The sequence below is a fragment of the Streptomyces candidus genome (assembly GCF_014207445.1).
In the GTDB taxonomy this organism is placed as follows: Bacteria; Actinomycetota; Actinomycetes; order Streptomycetales; family Streptomycetaceae; genus Streptomyces; species Streptomyces candidus.
This window is the reverse complement of sequence record NZ_JACHEM010000006.1, coordinates 353987-372356: the sequence shown is the minus strand read 5'-3', so window position 1 is coordinate 372356 and position 18370 is coordinate 353987. Positions and strand designations below refer to the sequence as shown.

Here is an 18370-nt window from a genome sequence, read left to right as displayed (position 1 = left end):
GCCGGAGGGCATCATGTCCGCACAGTCAGCGAAGCTTCCGTCGTTCGACCCCGCCGACCCGCTCGGCATCGACGACCTGCTCGGCCCCGAGGACCTCGCCGTCCGTGGGACCGTCCGCAGCTGGGCCGCCGACCGCGTACTGCCCCACATCGCCGAGTGGTACGAGCGTGGCGAGCTCCCCGGCATCCGCGAGCTGGCCCGCGAACTGGGGTCCCTCGGCGCGCTGGGCATGTCCCTGACGGGCTACGGCTGCGCGGGTGCCACCGCCGTCCAGTACGGCCTGGCCTGCCTCGAACTGGAGGCCGCCGACTCCGGCATCCGCTCCCTGGTCTCGGTGCAGGGCTCGCTCGCCATGTACGCGATCTGGCGCTTCGGCTCCGAGGAGCAGAAGCAGCGGTGGCTGCCGGGCATGGCCGCGGGCGAGACCATCGGCTGCTTCGGCCTGACCGAACCCGACCACGGTTCCGACCCGGCCGGCATGCGCACCCACGCGAAGAAGGACGGCGCCGACTGGGTCCTCACCGGCCGCAAGATGTGGATCACCAACGGCTCGGTCGCCGGGGTCGCCGTCGTCTGGGCGCAGACCGACGAGGGCATCCGCGGATTCGTCGTCCCCACCGACAGCCCCGGCTTCTCGGCCCCCGAGATCCACCACAAGTGGTCCCTGCGCGCCAGCGTCACCAGCGAGCTGGTCATGGACGAGGTCCGGCTGCCCGCCGACGCCGTGCTCCCGGACGTGGTCGGGTTGAAGGGGCCGCTGAGCTGTCTGAGCCACGCCCGGTACGGAATCGTGTGGGGCTCGATGGGCGCGGCCCGCGCCTCCTTCGAGGCGGCGCTCGACTACGCGAAGTCCCGCGAACAGTTCGGAAAGCCGATCGGCGGCTTCCAGCTCACCCAGGCCAAGCTCGCGGACATGGCCGTCGAACTGCACAAGGGAATCCTGCTCGCCCACCACCTGGGGCTGCGGATGGACGCCGGAAGGCTGCGCCCGGAACAGATCAGTTTCGGAAAACTCAACAACGTGCGCGAAGCGATCGAGATCTGTCGTACCAGTCGCACGATCCTCGGCGCCAACGGCATCTCGCTCGAATACCCGGTGATGCGCCACGCGACGAACCTTGAATCGGTGCTGACGTACGAAGGCACCGTGGAAATGCACCAGCTGGTGCTGGGCAAGGCGCTCACCGGACTCGACGCGTTCCGGTAAGGGCGCCCGGAACGAGGACGCCGGTGAGCGCCCTGCTCAGCTCTGGTTGAAGAAACCGCCGGTCCCGCGGCCGGCGGCCTCACCGCTCACGATGCTGGTGTTGGCGGGGGTCAGCAGGAAGACCCGGGTGGCCACGCGCTCGATGGAGCCGCGCAGACCGAAGGTCAGACCGGCGGCGAAGTCCACGACGCGCTTGGCGTCTCCCGGCTCCATGGCGGTGAGGTTGACGATCACCGGGACGCCGTCCCGGAACAGCTCGCCGATGCCGCGGGCGTCCCGGAAGCCGTCCGGGGTGACGGTGGCGATACGGCGGCCCTTGTCCTCGGCCGCCTCGGAGACGACACGGACCCGCGGGTCCGTGACCCAGGGCTCCGGTGTCTCGTTGTTCCCTTCGGCGTACTCGTCGTCGTAGTAGCGGTCGTCGTCGCTGTCCTCGACGAGTCCGAGCCAGGCACTCGCCTTGCGCACCGATCCCATGAACGCCTCCTTTCACCGCGGTCTGCTTGTGTTCCGCTCCCCCTATGGTCGTCCATCATGCGGATTGCGCGCCAAGTGGATAGTCGGCGCGCAGGGTTTTCGTGACGGTACTGGTGCAGAAGTTGTGGCGATTTCCCTGTGCTCCGGCCGGGATTCGCCGTGCCCGGAGCCGCCGGGAGAGTGTAAATCGGACCATCGGGCCAGACGGGTGAGCAAGGGCACGGACGGGTGAACGTACGCCGTCGATACGATGCCTGACGGACCGTCCAATGGGTGTTCGGAGCCCGGGGGACCACACACGGGGGCGCAACTTGTTCGGCATCGTCAGACCCTGCACGCACCGGCTCGGTGAAGGTCTCGCCACGGAATGGATGGCCCATCTCTGCGGACTGTGCCTGGCACTTCGCCGTGACCACGGCCAGTTCTCACGCATCGTCACCAACTACGACGGCCTGATCGTCTCGGTCCTGACGGAGGCTCAGTCCCCGGGGCCGGCCGGGCGGAGGCGTACGGCAGGCCCCTGCCCCCTGCGTGCGATGCGTACCGCACCCGTCGCGCAGGGCGAGGGCGCCAGGCTCGCCGCAGCCGTCTCGCTGGTACTTGCCTCCGCCAAGGTGCGCGACCACATCGTCGACCGGGACGGCCTGTTGGCCCGCCGCCCCGTCGCCCTCGCCGCGCGCAGGATCGCCAGGAACTGGGACAGGGCCGGCGTCGGGACCGCTGCCTCGCTCGGCTTCGACACCTCGGTACTCGTCGACGCGGTGGACCGGCAAGGGGGCATCGAGGCGGTCGCGGGCCCCGGCACGCCGCTGCTCCTGGTGACCGAGCCGACCGAGACCGCCACCGCCGCCGCCTTCGCGCACACCGCCGTACTCGCCGGGCGTCCGGGCAACACGGCCCCGCTCGCCGAGGCGGGCAAGCTCTTCGGACGGCTCGCCCACCTGCTGGACGCCGTCGAGGACCAAGGCGCTGACGACGCGTCAGGCGCGTGGAACCCGCTGACCGCCACCGGGACATCCCGCAACGAGGCGCGGCGGCTGTGCGACGACGCGGTGCACGGGGTGCGGCTCGCGCTGCGGGACGCGGAATTCGACGACTCCCGGCTGGTGCACGTCCTGCTCGCGCACGAACTCCGCGAGTCGGTGAACCGGGTCTTCGGCACGACCGGGTGCGGGCACGCCCACGACGGCCGGGCTCAGGCCTACGGGCCGCCGCCCGGCGGACAGCAGTCCGGACACCCGGGGCAGGGCGGCCCCTACGGGTCCAGCAATCCGCACGGCGGAGGCGGTTTCGGCCTGCCCTCCAGTGGCGGTGGCCCGGGGCAGGGCAGGCCGCCGGGCGGCGGCGGATACGGCGGCGGTGGCTTCCTGGGCGGAGGGCCGACGCCGCCCGAGCGGAAGAAGCCGCGCGGCTTCTGGTCCGGCTGCGCGGTGGCGATCGGCCTGTGCTGCACGTGCAGGGTGTGCTGCGCCAGCGAGTACGAGAGTGCCTGGTCGAGGAAGAAGCGCAAGGGCTGGTGCGACAAGTGCGACTGCGGCAACTGCGACTGCGGTTGCTGCGACTGCTGACCCGCCTCGTGCGCGCTGTGCGCGACTGCCGACTAGCCCGGTGCGCACTGTGCGACTGCCCATCCCCCGGGGCGCGGTCGACGTACGGCCTGCTCCCGCTGCCCCTCGCGCGGGTTCGGGCGATTGTCCGACCCGTGTGGAAGGCTGGTCGCATGAGCAGAGTCGAGAGCAGCGGCACGCAGGCGCAGGACGACCCGCGGCGGGACTGGGAGCGCTGGCACGAGCGGCGCGTCGAGACGGCCGCCTCGCCGTACGGCCCGCTCTCCCTGTCCGGCACCCACTGGCTCGCCGACCACCCCGACGGCCGCATCGACGGCGTGCCCGGACGGTGGAAGGACGACGGCGCGGAGGTCGTGCTGACCGCCGCTGAGCAGGACGGCATGAGTGTCGACGGGCAGCCGTTCGCCGGGGAGGTCCGGCTCGGCGCCGACCGGGGGCCGATCCCCGGCTCGCGGGTCTCGGTGGGGGAGCGGCGACTGGTCGTGCTCAGCCGGGAGGGTCAGTGGGCGGTGCGCGACTTCGACCCCGGGTCGGCGGCGCGCCGCGCCTTCGCGGGCGTCGAGGCCGGACCGTACGACCCCGCGTGGGTGCTGCGGGGCCGCTTCGTGCCCTACGGGGAGAACCGGACCCTGCAGGTCGAGAACGCGGACGGGCGCTCGCGCGGGCTGGGCCTCGCGGGCGAGGTCGTCTTCTTCGCACATGACGGCGCCGAGCACTCGCTGCACGTCGCGGTCGAGGACGACGGTTCGCTGTGGGCGGTCTTCGCGGACGCGGACAGCGGCCGCAGCAGCTACCGGTTCCGCTTCCTGCGGCCCGGGGCGCCGGATGCCGAAGGGGCGGTGACCGTCGACTTCAACCGGGCGCTGCTGCCGCCGTGCGCCTTTGCCGACCACTTCATCTGCCCGTTTCCGCCGCCGGGCAACACGCTGCCCTTCGCCGTGCCGGCCGGGGAACTCAACATGCTTGTGAAATAAGCGGCTTCGACCTCCCGTTCACCGGCAGCCCCGGGCCCTGCAACGGTCCCGGGGCTGCCGCGCGTCGTGCCCCCGCCGACCGCGCAAGGCCGAAACGCGCCCTTGCGCGGGCGTGGAGCGCGTCGAATACTCCCGTCACAGCGCTTGTCAGGGGCACAGCGAGGCCGACGGCATCACACCGGGGCCCACGCGGCCCCTGGCTGCGCCTCACGGGCCCCGGGACAGACCCAATCCATACGGGGCCCCCGATTCCCCTCGGGAGGAACGACAAGTGAGGAAAGAGCGCACCACCCCCACACCCCGCAGCGGTACAGCAAGACGCGCCCGATTCCTGGGCGTGGCGGCAGGACTCGCCGCCGCTGTCGCCATCGCGGTACCGAACGCCCAGGCCCAACCGGCCGCCACCCCCACAGCGTTGAGCGCCACCCAGCTCGCCTCCGTGCAGTCCGCCGTCCTCAAGGCGGACGTCGCGGGCACCGCCTGGCACGTCGACAAGGCCACCAACACCCTCGTTGTCACCGCCGACTCCACCGTCTCCCGCGCCGATCTCGCCCGGATCAGCGCTGCCGCCGGTGACCAGGCGCGGGGCCTGCGCATCGAGCGCACCCCGGGCAAGTTCTCCAAGCTCCTGTCGGGCGGCGACGCCATCTACGCGCCCAGTTGGCGCTGTTCGCTCGGCTTCAACGTCCGCTCGGGCAACACGTACTACGCGCTGACCGCCGGGCACTGCACCGACGGCAACCCCACTTGGTACTCCAACTCGGGCCGCACCACGCGGATCGGCCCCACCACCGGGTCCAGCTTCCCGGGCAACGACTACGGCATCCTGCGCTACGACAACACCTCGATCGACCGCCCCGGCACCGTGGGCAACGTCGACATCACCAGCGCGGCCAACGCCACCGTCAACATGGCCGTCACCCGGCGGGGATCCACCACCGGCACCCACAGCGGCCGGGTCACCGGTCTCAACGCCACCGTCAACTACGGCAACGGCGACGTCGTCTACGGCATGATCCGCACCAACGTGTGCGCCGAGCCCGGCGACAGCGGCGGCCCGCTCTACTCCGGCAGCCGCGCCATAGGTCTCACCTCCGGTGGCAGCGGCAACTGCAGTACCGGCGGCACGACCTTCTTCCAGCCGGTCACCGAAGCACTGAGCGCGTACGGGGTCAGCATCTACTGACCCCCGTTCCGTCCCCGTCCGTCCGTCACCCGAGGTCTCTCGGGTGCTTGTGAGAACCGCGTTGGCACGTGACAGGCCCCCGCCCGGACTCCCCCGGGCGGGGGCCTGTCACGTGCGCGGGCACGACGGACGGCGAAACCGTCGCCGCACACCCGGCATGCGCGTCCTCACTCGCGTACCGCTGCCCGAAATGCGTCCCGCAGGGACCAGTACCGGACAGGAGTAGACCTCACACTGGGGCGGTCACCCGTCGCACCGGGTGTTCGCGAATGTGACGAGGAGGGCACGGGTGGGGCACCGGAACGTCATGTCAAGAGATGGAGGGCGTGCGGTAGTTGTCGTGTGCGCGTCCTGAAGTCGACCTTGTGTGCCCCTGGTCGTCCTGGGAATAGTGAGGCCCCACCCGGGCCCACCCCCACAATTCGGGGCCCGGACCCCCCACAGGAGGTCATTCGTGAAGCACCGACGCATCCCCAGGCGACGCGCGGCCGCGGTAGGCACCGCGGTCGTCGCCCTGATCGCCACGGGCGTCACCTTCCAGACCGCGAACGCCAGCGAAGACCCGGCCGCGGCGCCCGCCCTGAAGACGCTGTCCGCGACGGGTGCGACCCAGCTCGCCTCGTCCCTGACCAAGCAGCTCGGCGCAGAGGCCGCCGGGGCGTACTACGACGCCGAGGCCCGGTCCCTCGTCGTCAACGTCACGGACGAGACCGCCGCCCGGACCGTGCGCGAGGCGGGCGGCAAGGCCAGAGTCGTCCAGCACTCGCTCGCCGAGCTGAAGTCCGCACGGTCGACGCTGGCGGGGAAGGCGTCGATCCCGGGCACGTCCTGGGCGACCGACCCGGTCAGCAACAAGATAGTCGTGACGGCCGACCGCACGGTCAAGGGCGCGGCACTCGCCAAGCTCACCCGCGAGGTCGACGCGCTGGGCTCCAAGGCCCGGCTGAAGCAGTCCAAGGGGGAGTTCAAGCCGCTCATCGCCGGCGGGGACGCCATCTACGGGGCGGGCTCCCGCTGCTCGCTCGGCTTCAACGTAACCAAGGGCGGCGAGCCGCACTTCCTGACCGCGGGTCACTGCACCGCCGGCATCACGACCTGGTCCGACAAGCAGGGCGGCGCGGGGATCGGCACCACCGTCGACTCGAACTTCCCCGGCGGCGACTACGGCCTGGTGAAGTACACGGGCGACACCCCGCACCCCAGCGAGGTCAACCTCTACAACGGCAGCACCCAGGTCATCAGCAGGGCCGGCGACGCCACCGTCGGCCAGAAGGTGACCCGCAGCGGCTCCACCACCCAGGTCCACGACGGTGAGGTCACCGGCCTCGACGCCACCGTGAACTACGGCAACGGCCAGGTGGTCAACGGCCTGATCCAGACCACGGTCTGCGCCGAGCCCGGCGACAGCGGCGGGGCACTCTTCGCGGGCGACACCGCGCTCGGCCTGACCTCCGGAGGCAGCGGCGACTGCTCGTCCGGCGGGGAGACCTTCTTCCAGCCGGTGACGGCGGCGCTCGCGGCGACGGGCACCGAGATCGGCTGAGGTCCGCAGCAGACGCACGCGCACGCCCCGGCCAGGTGAGGCCGGGGCGTGCGTGCGTGGGGCGGGGGTCAGGGGCTTCCGACCGTGCGAGCCGCGCTCACCCGAGGGGGGTCCGCGCGGAGCGGACCTCCGTGGCGCCGCCCGGCTCGTTGTCCGCGCCCGCCCGGCTCGACTTCACCCGGGAGGCCACCGCGAGGGTCAGGGCAGAGCTGACGACCGCCCAGGCGGTAAGGACCAGCAGCGGGCCCGTGATGCTGTTGCCCTTGAAGTACGCGATCGAACGCGCCACCCACGTTGCCGCGCCCGGCGGCAGCGCCGGCCCGATGGCCTGCCAGAAGCCCGGCAGCATCGGACCGGGGAACGCGCCGCCCGCACTGGGGTTGCCGGCGATCACGATGATCAGGATGGCCAGCCCGATACCGACCACGCCGAAGATTCCCTGGAGGGCGAGGGTCAGGGCGCCGACCGCGAAGACCGTGAGCGCCCCGAGCCCCCACAGGCCGAGGACGCTGCCCGGAAGCGCGTTCAGGACCGGTCCCGCGATGACCGCGCCGAGGAGGCCGGAGACGACCGCGTACAGGGCCATCACGCCGAGCCGGATCGCGGCCCGCTTGCCGTTCGCCGGGCGGGCCCCGGCGCTGATCGCGAGGATCGCCGCGCACAGGTAGCCACCGACGCACCAGCCGACCACCAGGTAGAACGACGACAGTCCGTTGGCGTCCTTCGCGGAGGCGGGCGCGACGTCCTCGAAGGTGACGGTGCGCTGCTGGGACTTCGCGACCCCGGTGAAGACCTGCTCCAGTGCGCGGGTCTCCGAACCGCCCTGGCCGGAGGCGACCAGGAGCGTGTCGGAGGTGCCGCCCTTCGGGTCGACGAGGAGGGCCGCGTCGATGTCCCGGTTCAGCATGTCGTCGCGCGCGGCCGCCTCGGAATCGGACACACGAGGATCGAGCGGCGAGCCGGGGAGCTTCCTGAGCTGCTCCGTGAACTTCTCCGCCGCCCCGCCGGGCGCGACCACCGCCACCTTGACGTCGCGCGGTTCCGGGTGGTGCAGGGCACCCACGTACGACGTGATGAACAGCAGCTGGAGGGCGAGCGCGCCGAGGACGAGCAGCGCGGCCCTGGGCGTGACGGCGTTCTTCAACTCGTCGGCGAATCTCATGCCCTCAACGCTCTGGCGGGCGCGGGGTTCCCGCAGGTGGGGTGGGCCGGACGAGTGAAGAGGAGGAGCGGTGCGACGGGGCGTCCCGGCGCGGGCGTGCACCGGACATGAGTGTGCCGTCCGTTCCCCCCGGAACGGACGGCACACTCAGCTGTGGGGGATCAGCGGCCGTGACGCCCGCCCGCGGCCGCCTTGCGGCGGACCGAGCCGAACAGCAGCGCCGCGCCGAGCGCCAGCACGGCCGCACCGCCGACCGCGAGGTACGGGGTGCTGCCGTCGCCGCCGGTCTCGGCGAGGTTCTCGCCGCCGGCCGGAGCGGGGGCCGGGGTGTCGGCGGGGGCACCGGCCGGGGCTTGCGTCGGCGTCTTCACCGGGTCGGGCGCGCCGCCCTGCGGAGCGGGCACGTTGGCCTCGGCGGCAGGCGCCTCGGGGGCGGTGGGGGCGGACGGCTTCGTGCCCGCGTTCGTCGTGTGGTCGTCGTCGCCGTGGCCCTGGTGCTCGACCGTCGACTTGTCCGCGCCCGCCGCGATGTCCTTGTCGGACGGTGCGGAGGCGACCGGTGCGGTGGCACCCCCGGTGCCCGTGCCGGAGGTGTCCTTGCCGAAGACCACGTCGGAGCAGGTGTAGAACGCCTCGGGGCTGTCCGAACGCTGCCACACGCTGTAGACGAGGTGCCGGCCGGACTTCTTGGGCAGCGTGCCCTCGAAGACGTAGTCCCCCGCCTCCATCCGCGGGTCGGTCACCGACGCGAACGGCTTGGCCTCGAGGTCCGACCACTTCAGCGGTTTGGCGGGGTCGTAGCCGTCCTTCGTGACGTAGAGGTCGAAGGATCCCTTGTGCGGGGCGGTGCCCTTGTAGCGGAAGGTGTGCTTGCCGGCCGTGAGCTTCGACGAAGGCCAGTCGGCGCGGGGCAGGTCCAGCCCCTTGTACTTGTCGTTGCCCGCGCTGCACAGCTTGCCGTCCGGGATGAGCGCCTTGTGGTTGCCCGCGGCATTGGCGATGTTGACCGCGTTCCAGTCGTAGAACGCCTGGACGCCGCTGGCGGCGACGGCCGCCTTGCAGGCCGCCGAGTCGGGGCTCTCCGGGCCCTCCGCGTAGCAGGCCGACACCCGGCTGACCGGGTCCGTCATCGAGCCGTGCGCGGCCGCCGGGGAGGCGGCGAGACCGGTCAGGGCGAGCGGGGCGAGACCGAGAGCGGCAACGGTGGCGGCCTTGCGACGAGCGGTGGTCATCGTGGGGAACTCCTTGGCAGGGTGCTGTTTCCATGGCCGGAGGAGAGAGGGGCGAACTCCCCGGCGCAACAGCACGCTAGACCCCCGGAACCGCGAAAAGCCCTGCTGAGGGCGGGGTGCGGAGTTCTTTATGGCCCGCTTAAGGACCTGCTCAGTGGTGATTAAGAAGGCCCTACGGCGAGCTCCGGAACCTCACGCCCCGTCACCGGGCGCACCCGCTCACCCCACCCACCGGTACCGCCGTTCCGGCCGCCCCGTTCCCCCGTACCGCAGGGTCACCTCGGCCCGCCCGGTCGCCGTGAAGTACTCCAGGTACCGCCGCGCGCTCACCCGCGACAGCGCCCCGCCCTCGGCGCACTCCGTCGCCGACAGGCCCTCGGGATGTGCGCGCAGGGTGCGCTCGACCAGTTCCGCGGTGTGCGCGGCCAGCCCCTTCGGCAGCTCCCGCGAACCGGGCGGGCGGGTCCCGAAGAGCTGGTCCACGTCCTCCTGCCGGGCCTGCCCGTGCACGGCGATCGAGTCGAACCGGGTCCGCAGCGACGCCACGTGCCGCAGCTGTTCGCGCAACGCCGCCTGGTGGAACGGCTTGATCAGGTAGTGCAGCGCCCCCGCCCGCAGTGCCGCCCGCACCGTCCCGGCGTCCCGTGCCGCCGTGATGAACAGCACGTCAGCGGTCGGCCGCCCCTCGTCCCGTGCCTCGGCCGCCCGCAGCCCGCGCAGGACGTCCAGCCCGTCCATGTCGGGCAGGTACACGTCGAGGAGCAGCAGGTCCGGGCGCAGCCGCTCGGCGGCGCGCAGGGCGTCCGCACCGCTGTGCGCGACACCGACCACCGCGAACCCGTCCATCGCGGACACGCAGCGGCTGTGCACCTTCGCCACCATGAAGTCGTCGTCCACGACCAGCACATTCGTCACCCGGTGAGGCTAGGCGCGCGACCACAACGACCACAACGTCCGTTGGTTCCGGAACGGCGACAGCTCCCTCACACCCCGGCAACATGACCCCACCCCCTCCCGCGTCACGCGACGAAAGAAAGGCGGCACCCGTGCGTCTGCGCACCCCCCTCGCCCTCGCCGGGGCGGCACTCCTGGTGCTCGTGGGGCCACCGCTGCTCTCCCCGGGCGACGGCGCCGACACCGGCACCCGGATCCCCGGCCTGCGCTTCATGGTCCCCAACACCCCGGGCGGCGGCTACGACATCACCGCCCGCACCGCCGCCAAGAACGCCGAGGACGCCGGCCTCACCTCCGGCATCGAGGTCTTCAACCTGCCCGGAGCCGGCGGCACCGTGGGCCTGGCCCGGCTCGCCGCCGACCACGGCAACGGCAAGGTCGCCATGTCCATGGGACTGGGCGTCGTCGGCGCCGTCCACACCAACAAGGCGCCCAAGACGCTCGCCGACACCACGCCCGTCGCCCGGCTCACCGAGGAGCAGGACATCGTGGTGGTGGCCAAGGACTCCCCGTACAAGAGCCTCGGGCAGCTCGTACAGGCGTGGAAGACGAACCCTGCCAAGGTCCCCGTCGGCGGCGGCTCCTCGCCCGGCGGACCCGACCACCTCGCACCGATGCTGATGGCACGCGCGGCCGGGATCAAACCGAAGGACGTCAATTACGTCCCGTTCGACGGCGGTGGCGAACTCCTCGCCTCCATCCTCGGCGACAAGGTCCACTTCGGCGTCTCCGGCGTCGGCGAGTACCTGGACCAGATCAAGGCCGGTGAACTGCGCGTCCTCGCCGTCACCGGTCCCCGGCGGGTCCCCGGCCTGGACGCCCCGACGCTGCGCGAGTCCGGACTCGACACCGACTTCACCAACTGGCGCGGCATCGTCGCCCCGCCCGGCCTCACCGACGCCGAACGCACCAAGCTGATCACCCTCTTCGAGAAGCTGCACGCCTCGAAGGAATGGCAGGACGCCCTGAAGAAGAACGGCTGGGACGACGCCTTCCTCACGGGGGACGAGTTCGGCGCGTTCCTCGACAAGGAGAACAAGCGCGTGGTCTCGGTCCTGAAGGAGCTCGGCCTGTGAGCACCCCCACCGCCCCCGGAACACCGCAAAGCACCCCCGTGCCCGCTTCCGGGCGCCGGGCCTGGCTGCGCGAGCACTCCGAACTCGGCGTCAGCGCCCTTCTGCTGCTCATCGGCGTTCTCGTCCTCACCGACGCCCTCACCATGCACGTGGAGCTCACCCAGCGAGGCCCCGTCGGCCCCCGTACCGTGCCCGTCGTCGTCGGTACAGCCCTCGTACTGGTCGCCGTGCTCCTCGCCGTGGACGTCCTGCGCGGCGGACGCGGCGAGGCCGAGGGCGGCGAGGACGTCGACCTGTCCGAACCCGCCGACTGGCGTACGGTCCTGCTGCTCGCCGGAGTCTTCCTCGGCAACGCCGTGCTGATCGGCCCGCTCGGCTTCCCGGTCTCCGGCGCACTTCTCTTCTGGGGCTCCGCGTACGCGCTCGGCAGCCGGCACCCCGGCCGCGACCCGCTGATCGCCGCCGGCCTCTCCCTCTTCACCTACGTCGTCTTCAACAACCTGCTGGGCGTACCGCTCCCCGGCGGCCCGCTGATGGGAGTGCTTTAACCGATGTGGGACTCCCTCAACTCCCTGATGGGCGGCTTCGAGACCGCCCTCACCCCGGTCAACCTGCTGTGGGCCGCCGTCGGGGTGCTCCTCGGCACGGCCATCGGCGTCCTCCCCGGCATCGGCCCCGCCATGGCCGTCGCACTCCTGCTGCCCGTGACGTACGGACTTGAGCCGACCGGCGCGTTCATCATGTTCGCGGGCATCTACTACGGAGCGATGTTCGGCGGCTCGACCACCTCGATCCTCCTGAACACCCCGGGCGAGAGCGCGGCCGTCGTCGCCGCCATGGAGGGCCACCCGATGGCCAAGGCGGGACGCGGCGCACAAGCCCTGGCCGCCGCCGCCATCGGCCACTTCGCGGGCGGCATGATCGGCACGATCCTGCTGGTCGCGCTCGCACCCGCCGTCGCCGCCCTCGCCGTCGACATCGGGGCCCCCGACTACTTCGCGATCATGGTGCTCGCCTTCATCGCGGTCACCTCCGTCCTGGGCTCCTCCCGCATCCGCGGCCTCGCCTCCCTCCTCATCGGTCTCACCATCGGCCTGGTCGGCCTCGACCGGATGACCGGCCAGTCGCGCCTCACCTTCGGCTCCCTCGAACTCGCCGACGGTGTGGACATCGTGATCGTCGCCGTCGGCCTCTTCGCCATCGGCGAAGCGCTCTGGGTGGCCGCCCACCTGCGCCGGGGCGGTGTGGAAGCGATACCGGTGGGCCGCCCCTGGCTCGGCAGGGCGGACGTCAGGCGCACCTGGAAGTCCTGGCTGCGCGGCCCGCTGATCGGCTTCCCGTTCGGCGCGATCCCGGCCGGCGGCGCGGAGATCCCCACCTTCCTGTCGTACGTCACCGAGAAGCGCCTCTCCAAGCACCGCGACGAATTCGGCAAGGGCGCCATCGAGGGAGTCGCCGGCCCGGAGTCGGCGGCCTCCGCCTCCGCCGCCGGAACGCTCGTCTCCATGCTCACCCTCGGCCTGCCCACCACCGCCGTCGCCGCCGTCATGCTGGCCGCCTTCCAGCAGTACGGAATCCAGCCGGGCCCGCTCCTGTTCGAACGCGAACCCGACCTGGTGTGGGGCCTCATCGCGTCCCTGTTCGTCGGCATGGTGCTGCTGCTCGCGCTCAACCTCCCCCTGGCACCCCTCTGGGCGAAGCTCCTGCGCATCCCGCGCCCCTACCTCTACGCCGGCATCCTCTTCTTCGCGTCGGTCGGCGCGTACGCGGTGGGCGGCGAGGCGCTGGACCTGGTGGTGCTCCTGATCATCGGCCTGATCGGCTTCGGCATGCGGCGGTACGGACTCCCCGTCCTGCCCGCCGTGATCGGAGTCATCCTCGGCCCGGCCGCCGAACAGCAGCTGCGCCGCGCCCTCCAGATCAGCGACGGAAGCGTGAGCGGCCTGGTCAACACGCCCTTCTCGATCGCCGTGTACGCGATCGTGGCGCTGCTCCTGGCGTGGCCGCTGCTGAAGAAGCTGCCTCTGCTGCGACGCGGCGGGGCGTCGTGACCAGCCCGCACGACACGTCTCTCCGCCCGGCCGCGCCGCCCTCCTCGGGCCGGTTGTCGCAGGCGGATGCCACCATCGGGGCATGAGGTTCGAGAACCGGCATCCTGCGCCCGCTCCCCGGCACACCGAGGTGGTCGACGTCCACCTGATCCTCCGCCGGGGTGCGGACGTGCTCCTGGCCCGCCGGGCCAACACGGGATACGCGGACGGGCTGTTGCACGGCCCGTCCGGGCACGTGGAGGACGGCGAGGACGTGCGGGCGGCGATGATCCGCGAGGCGTACGAGGAGGTCGGTGTCACGATCGGGCCGGACGAGCTCGCCGTGGCGCTGGTGATGCAGCATCGCGGGCCGGGTGGGCAGGCGCGTACGGGCTGGTTCTTCGAGGCGTGGTACGACCCGGCCGACCCGCCCGCCAACCGGGAGCCCCACAAGTGCTCCGGTCTTGCCTGGCACTCCCTCGACGCGCTTCCGGACGACATGGTGGCGTACTGCCGGGCCGGCCTGGAGGCGTACCGCAAGGGCGAGCGCTTCGTCCTGCACTGGCACGAGGACGGCGACCCGATCGCGTACGAGGAGTCGGTGCGCGACCGGAAGGTGCCGCTCCGGGAGTCCGGGACCCGCGGCCCGGTGCACCACAGACCGGAGAACCGGGACGGCCGCGAGGTGTAGATCGTGGCGCAGAACCGCCCGTAGGGGGAACGGATGTGCGGTTGGATGGGTGCATGAGACACAGGGTGCGGAGGACGTCCGCCATGCTGCTGCTTCCGTTGGTGCTGACCGGGTGCGGGAGCGAGGTGGTCGGCGGGGCGCAGGTGGACCGTGCGGAGCTGGAGAAGCGGGCCGGGGAGTCCGCGCTGGAGCACGTTTACGTCACGGAGATACCCGGGTTCACGCTGGCGGAGCAGTCCGTCAACGTCATCGGCCACGACGGTTTCTCGGCCACGTACTTCTCGCAGCGGGGCGGCCAGGTGCAACTGGCCGTCGACCGCGAAAAGTTGCCGGCGAACGGCTGCGACGGCTGCGTCAGGGACGGTGACCACTGGTACAGCTCCACCAGTGGGGGGAGCGTGTACCTGCGCGCCGAGGGCGGACACGTCGTTCGGCTCACCGGCTCCGGCGGTGTCCCACGGGACGTCGTCAGGACCGCCGCGGAGAAAGCGCACCACGCCGGCCCGGAGGAGATGGACGCCGTACTGCCGAAGGCGCGTTCCGGGGCTGCGGGCGGCGCGAGCACCGAGGGCCCCGCCGGCGGTGGCACGAGCACCGGTGGGGGACCGGTCGAGCGGGGCGACCTGCCGCCGGTGGGCGACGGGGCGCCCCGCAACGACGTGGGGGTCAGCGGCTGACCCGGAGTGCCGGCCGACGTCAGCCGCCGGCGTCGCCGCACAGCAGATCGGTGAACCGCTCGCTGCGCGCGGCCAGTTCGAGGGCGTCCAGGGTGCGGGACGCCGCGGCGGACGCCGCCGGGTCACGGTCCGCGAGGCCGCTCGCGGCGAACTCGTCCTCGTCGAGCCTCAGCACCGTGGCGCCGTCCGCCGAGCGCCACAGGTCGAGGTCCAGGTCCTCGACCTCCACGGTGCCGTCCCCGTGGACGACCGCCGGGCGGGCCACGTCGCAGTACCAGCCCTTGAGCGTGCCGTCGCCGGAACGGACCTCCTTCACCGCGTACCAGCGGTCCCGCCAGTAGTGCTCGACGAAGACGTCACCGGGCGCGAACTGCACGAAACCGAAGTCCTTCACCGTCTCCCGGGCCCAGGCTGCGCGCACGGTGAGGTGGGTGCCGTCGTCGGAGAGCAGAGCGGCGGGGTAGCGGATCTTGAGGCGGCCGGCCTTGGTGAGGGCGACCTCGATCACGTCGGCGGCGTCAGGCGAGGGCGCGGACATATTCCACCTCCGTGGCGCAGTGTGCGTAACCGCACCAGCGGTTGACGGCGAGCATCGGACCGTTCACGGCGTCGTTGCCGGTGTACGCCTCCAGGCAGCCGGCCGCCCGTGCCCTGCGCAGCGAGTCGGCCTTGGCGGCCTTGGCGAGACCCAGGCCCCGGAACTGCTCGCGGACGCCGGTCATGCCGGACGAGTAACGGGTACGGCCGTCGGTGTGGGCCAGGGTGAAGGCGGCGACGCGGCCGTCGTCGGCATACACGAGGGTGGTGAGGGCGCGGTCCAGCACAGGGACGTCCCAGGTGGTCCTCCGCCAGTCGTCGTAGTCGTCGAGCGAAACCGGCACCGAGCCCGGCTCGTCGCGGGCGGCCTCCGCGTCCGCCTCGTACAGCGCGTGCGGGTCGTCGCCCAGCCCCTCGGCGCTGCGCAGGGCGAACCCGGGCGGCAGCGCAGGGACTTCGGGAACGCCGTCGTCGGCCAGGGCGAGGCGGAGGTGGTGCATGGTGTGGCCGGCGGCGAAGCCGCGCTTCTCGGCGAAGGCACGGTCCCCGCCGTCCGCCGTCCACACGTGCAGGGTGGTCGCGCCCAGCCCGGCGAGGTACTCCTCCGCCCTGCGCAGCAGCTCCGTACCGGTGCCCCGGCCCCGGTGCTCCGGGTGGACGTGCGGAACGCCGAATGCGTGGCCCGGCACGGGGCTCCGGTAGGAGAGCCCTGCGTGCAGGGAGCCGACGACCTGCCCGGTCGAGTTGTCCTCGGCGAGCAGGAGCCGGTACCGGCCCGCGGGGTGGGCATTGGCCATGCCGCAGGAGACGGCCTCCGCGGTGGTCACGACGAACGGGGCGGTGGCACGGCGGAGCCGCACGACGGACTCTGCGTCCGGGGAACCGGGACGGTACTCGCGGATGGTCACAGTCATGGGAAGGCACGGTACGTACCCGCAGGGCCGGGACGCCTCCGAATTTCCGGGCGTGGGGGACAATCCCTCGCGTGACCGTGACTCTGAAGATCGTCGTGGACTGCGACGACGCCACCGCCCCGTACGAGCAACTCCGCGCCCAGATCTCCGGGCAGGCCCGCTCGGGGAAGCTTCCCGTCGGCTACAGACTGCCCACCGTGCGCGGACTGGCCGGCGAACTGGGCCTCGCCCCGAACACCGTCGCCAAGGCGTACCGGGCCCTGGAGACGGACGGGGTCATCGAGACGCGAGGGCGGAACGGGACGTTCGTGGCGGCGGCGGGGGACGCGGCGGGACGGGCGGCGGCGTCGGCGGCGCGGGAGTTCGCCGAGCGGGTGCGGAGGCTGGGGCTCAGTGAGGGGGACGCGGTGCGGGTGGTGGGGGAGGCGGTGCGGGCGGTGTATGGGGGGTGAGAGGCAGTGCGTGGGGGGCGGGGCTCACGTGAGGGTCGGGGGCGTGGGGCGGGGTGCACCGTCCGGTGAGGGCCGGCCCCTTGCCCGCCCGTTCCGCCCCCGGGGGGCGGCCCCGCCGCCCACGGGGCCGGGGGACGTGGCGCGGCCCCGCTGTCCGAGGGGGCGGGGGACATGGCGCGGCCCCGCTGTCCGAGGGGGCTCATGTCTGCTGCGTCCGACAACTCCCCCCGTTACTCTGGCAGGTGATGGGACGACACGGGTGGAATCCGGAGGCGCGGAGGTGGCGGTTCGCTGCCCTGCTGGGTGTGGGGATGACCGTCCTGGCGCTCGTACTCACCATGTGCAGTGTCTGGCCGGACGACGACGGCGCTGTTGTTCCCGGCACCACCTCCGACGGGGCGCGCCCGCACGGCACTGCGCCACCCGTCCCCGGTGCGCCGAAGCCCGAACTGGGCTGGGGCTTCACCCACACCCAGTACAGCGCCGACGACGACACCCCGGCCCCCGCGGCCCGCGCCCGGGCCGAGAACCTCCTCGCCGACCGCGGACTGCCGCAGGTCCAACACCTGATGGGCTGGGGCTCCGACAACCCCGAGCCCGCACCGGGCCGCTACCAGTTCGGCGCGATGGACAGCCGCATCGACCTGATCCGCAAGTCGGGCGGCACCCCGGTCGTCACCCTGTGCTGCGCCCCCGACTGGATGAAGGGCGGAAAGCCGGGTGCGAAGACCGACTGGTCCCAGCAGGCCCTGGAGACCGCGCCCCGCCCCGAGCACTACGCGGACTTCGCGAAGCTCGCCGGGATCGTGGCGCGTCGCTACCCCGACGTCAAGCACTTCATCGTCTGGAACGAGTTCAAGGGCTTCTTCGACGACCGCGCCAAACGCTGGAACCACGAGGGCTACACCGAGCTCTACAACCTCGTGCACGCGGAGCTGAAGAAGGTCGACGCGAGCATCCTGGTCGGCGGCCCCTACCTCGTCATGGACAGCCACGAGCCGCGCGCCACGGAGTACGCGTCGAGCGTCAAGGGCCCGTGGGGCAGCATCGACCAGCGGTCCCTGGACGCCTTCACGTACTGGAACAAGCACAAGGCGGGCGCCGACTTCGTCGTCGTCGACGGCTCCAGCTACACCCGGGACGACGAACTGCTGCCCGACGAATTCCGTGCCACCGACAAGTTCACCGCCGTCAGCCGCTGGGTCCGCGAGCAGACCGCGAACAAACTGCCCCTCTGGTGGGCGGAGTACTACGTCGAGCCCGGTGACAGCAACGACGCACGCGACGACTGGAGCGAACCGCGCCGCGCCGCCGTCCACGCCACCGGCATGATCGCCCTCGTACGGGGCGGCACCGGCACCGCCTTCTACTGGAACCCGCAGAACCAGGGCGCCCAGTGTGCGGGCTGTCTCTGGTCCTCCACGCAACTCGGCGACGGGGGGCAGGAGTTGCCCATGATGAAGCTGATCTCCCGCTTCGCGAAGGAGTTTCCGCCGGGCACCCGTCACGACGCCACGGTGACCGTCGCCGCCGCCGACGCCCCGCACGTCCGCGTCCTCGCGAACGACACGACGGCCCTTGTCGTGAACACCCTCGCGCGCCGCGTCGAGACCCAGGTCGGCAGCGAGAAGGCCGACTTGGCGCCCTACGAGGTCCGCTGGCTCACGCGCCGCTGACCGGCTCGCGAGGC

General features: G+C 72.0%; 17 protein-coding genes and 1 pseudogene. 12 read left to right on the top strand and 6 right to left on the bottom strand.

The annotated features are described in order from the left end of the window. Positions 1 to 13: 13 nt before the first annotated feature. Positions 14 to 1207 (top strand): acyl-CoA dehydrogenase family protein, encoded by a 1194-nt coding sequence (locus HNQ79_RS14800; protein ID WP_185030999.1) that lies wholly within the window; start codon positions 14 to 16, stop codon positions 1205 to 1207. Between the two features lie 36 nt (positions 1208 to 1243). Here the strand turns inward: HNQ79_RS14800 and HNQ79_RS14795 are convergent, their stop codons facing one another. Further along, positions 1244 to 1684, bottom strand: a complete 441-nt coding sequence (locus HNQ79_RS14795; protein WP_185030997.1) for a cell division protein SepF — start codon at positions 1682 to 1684, stop codon at positions 1244 to 1246. Between the two features lie 311 nt (positions 1685 to 1995). Here HNQ79_RS14795 and HNQ79_RS14790 point away from each other — a divergent pair, with 311 nt between their 5' ends. From HNQ79_RS14790 to HNQ79_RS14775, 4 genes are all read left to right on the top strand, one after another. Further along, positions 1996 to 3252: a DUF5685 family protein gene (locus tag HNQ79_RS14790; protein WP_185030995.1), complete on the top strand. Its 1257-nt coding sequence runs from the start codon at positions 1996 to 1998 to the stop codon at positions 3250 to 3252. A gap of 152 nt (positions 3253 to 3404) precedes the next feature. After that, the gene (locus HNQ79_RS14785) at positions 3405 to 4226 is read left to right on the top strand and encodes a DUF1684 domain-containing protein (RefSeq protein ID WP_185030993.1); all 822 of its coding nucleotides are present in this window, start codon (positions 3405 to 3407) and stop codon (positions 4224 to 4226) included. A 271-nt stretch (positions 4227 to 4497) separates the two neighbouring features. Beyond that, the gene (locus tag HNQ79_RS14780; RefSeq protein WP_185030991.1) at positions 4498 to 5412 is read left to right on the top strand and encodes a S1 family peptidase; all 915 of its coding nucleotides are present in this window, start codon (positions 4498 to 4500) and stop codon (positions 5410 to 5412) included. 454 nt (positions 5413 to 5866) lie between these two features. Continuing rightward, complete coding sequence (locus HNQ79_RS14775; RefSeq protein WP_185030989.1) at positions 5867 to 6955, top strand: S1 family peptidase; 1089 nt, start codon at positions 5867 to 5869, stop codon at positions 6953 to 6955. A 97-nt stretch (positions 6956 to 7052) separates the two neighbouring features. On the opposite strand, the gene HNQ79_RS14770 is transcribed toward HNQ79_RS14775, so the two are convergent. The 3 genes from HNQ79_RS14770 to HNQ79_RS14760 form a co-directional block, all read right to left on the bottom strand. Beyond that, complete coding sequence (locus HNQ79_RS14770; RefSeq protein ID WP_185030987.1) at positions 7053 to 8117, bottom strand: ABC-2 transporter permease; 1065 nt, start codon at positions 8115 to 8117, stop codon at positions 7053 to 7055. Positions 8118 to 8278: 161 nt separating this feature from the next. Beyond that, positions 8279 to 9349 carry a lytic polysaccharide monooxygenase auxiliary activity family 9 protein gene (locus HNQ79_RS14765; RefSeq protein ID WP_185030986.1) on the bottom strand — a complete coding sequence of 357 codons (1071 nt, stop codon included), beginning with the start codon at positions 9347 to 9349 and terminating at the stop codon, positions 8279 to 8281. A gap of 219 nt (positions 9350 to 9568) precedes the next feature. Continuing rightward, complete coding sequence (locus HNQ79_RS14760) at positions 9569 to 10264, bottom strand: response regulator (RefSeq protein ID WP_268253571.1); 696 nt, start codon at positions 10262 to 10264, stop codon at positions 9569 to 9571. 131 nt (positions 10265 to 10395) lie between these two features. Here HNQ79_RS14760 and HNQ79_RS14755 point away from each other — a divergent pair, with 131 nt between their 5' ends. The 5 genes and pseudogenes from HNQ79_RS14755 (at position 10396) to HNQ79_RS14735 (ending at position 14777) form a co-directional block, all read left to right on the top strand. Then, entirely contained in the window at positions 10396 to 11379 is a 984-nt protein-coding gene (locus HNQ79_RS14755; protein WP_185030983.1) for a Bug family tripartite tricarboxylate transporter substrate binding protein, read from the top strand. Continuing rightward, on the top strand, positions 11376 to 11927 hold the full coding sequence (locus HNQ79_RS14750) for a tripartite tricarboxylate transporter TctB family protein (RefSeq protein ID WP_185030981.1): 552 nt from the start codon (positions 11376 to 11378) through the stop codon (positions 11925 to 11927). Before HNQ79_RS14755 ends, HNQ79_RS14750 begins: the two co-directional genes overlap by 4 nt. Positions 11928 to 11930: 3 nt before the next feature. Further along, complete coding sequence (locus HNQ79_RS14745; RefSeq protein WP_185030979.1) at positions 11931 to 13430, top strand: tripartite tricarboxylate transporter permease; 1500 nt, start codon at positions 11931 to 11933, stop codon at positions 13428 to 13430. A 109-nt stretch (positions 13431 to 13539) separates the two neighbouring features. Next, positions 13540 to 14100, top strand: a pseudogene (locus tag HNQ79_RS14740) (NUDIX hydrolase); the annotation flags it as partial. A gap of 83 nt (positions 14101 to 14183) precedes the next feature. After that, on the top strand, positions 14184 to 14777 hold the full coding sequence (locus HNQ79_RS14735) for a carbohydrate-binding protein (RefSeq protein ID WP_229923583.1): 594 nt from the start codon (positions 14184 to 14186) through the stop codon (positions 14775 to 14777). A 19-nt stretch (positions 14778 to 14796) separates the two neighbouring features. Here HNQ79_RS14735 and HNQ79_RS14730 read toward each other — a convergent pair whose 3' ends face one another. Both HNQ79_RS14730 and HNQ79_RS14725 read right to left on the bottom strand, forming a co-directional pair. Continuing rightward, positions 14797 to 15315, bottom strand: a complete 519-nt coding sequence (locus tag HNQ79_RS14730; protein WP_185030975.1) for a ribonuclease FAU-1 family protein — start codon at positions 15313 to 15315, stop codon at positions 14797 to 14799. Continuing rightward, positions 15296 to 16228: a GNAT family N-acetyltransferase gene (locus HNQ79_RS14725; RefSeq protein WP_185030973.1), complete on the bottom strand. Its 933-nt coding sequence runs from the start codon at positions 16226 to 16228 to the stop codon at positions 15296 to 15298. The genes HNQ79_RS14730 and HNQ79_RS14725 overlap by 20 nt, the downstream gene beginning before the upstream one ends. Before the next feature lie 77 nt (positions 16229 to 16305). Here HNQ79_RS14725 and HNQ79_RS14720 point away from each other — a divergent pair, with 77 nt between their 5' ends. Both HNQ79_RS14720 and HNQ79_RS14715 read left to right on the top strand, forming a co-directional pair. Beyond that, entirely contained in the window at positions 16306 to 16680 is a 375-nt protein-coding gene (locus HNQ79_RS14720) for a GntR family transcriptional regulator (protein ID WP_185031150.1), read from the top strand. Positions 16681 to 16925: 245 nt separating this feature from the next. Then, entirely contained in the window at positions 16926 to 18356 is a 1431-nt protein-coding gene (locus HNQ79_RS14715) for a glycoside hydrolase family protein (protein ID WP_185030971.1), read from the top strand. The last annotated feature ends 14 nt before the right edge of the window (positions 18357 to 18370 follow it).

What these genes read in the sequence shown, in the direction of transcription:
- HNQ79_RS14800 (WP_185030999.1), top strand. Translation starts at nt 14, where the DNA reads ATGTCCGCACAGTCAGCGAAGCTTCCGTCGTTCGACCCCGCCGACCCG.
- HNQ79_RS14795 (WP_185030997.1), bottom strand. Translation starts at nt 1,684, where the DNA reads ATGGGATCGGTGCGCAAGGCGAGTGCCTGGCTCGGACTCGTCGAGGAC.
- HNQ79_RS14785 (WP_185030993.1), top strand. Translation starts at nt 3,405, where the DNA reads ATGAGCAGAGTCGAGAGCAGCGGCACGCAGGCGCAGGACGACCCGCGG.
- HNQ79_RS14770 (WP_185030987.1), bottom strand. Translation starts at nt 8,117, where the DNA reads ATGAGATTCGCCGACGAGTTGAAGAACGCCGTCACGCCCAGGGCCGCG.
- HNQ79_RS14765 (WP_185030986.1), bottom strand. Translation starts at nt 9,349, where the DNA reads ATGACCACCGCTCGTCGCAAGGCCGCCACCGTTGCCGCTCTCGGTCTC.
- HNQ79_RS14745 (WP_185030979.1), top strand. Translation starts at nt 11,931, where the DNA reads ATGTGGGACTCCCTCAACTCCCTGATGGGCGGCTTCGAGACCGCCCTC.
- HNQ79_RS14735 (WP_229923583.1), top strand. Translation starts at nt 14,184, where the DNA reads ATGCTGCTGCTTCCGTTGGTGCTGACCGGGTGCGGGAGCGAGGTGGTC.
- HNQ79_RS14730 (WP_185030975.1), bottom strand. Translation starts at nt 15,315, where the DNA reads ATGTCCGCGCCCTCGCCTGACGCCGCCGACGTGATCGAGGTCGCCCTC.
- HNQ79_RS14725 (WP_185030973.1), bottom strand. Translation starts at nt 16,228, where the DNA reads ATGACTGTGACCATCCGCGAGTACCGTCCCGGTTCCCCGGACGCAGAG.
- HNQ79_RS14715 (WP_185030971.1), top strand. Translation starts at nt 16,926, where the DNA reads ATGGGACGACACGGGTGGAATCCGGAGGCGCGGAGGTGGCGGTTCGCT.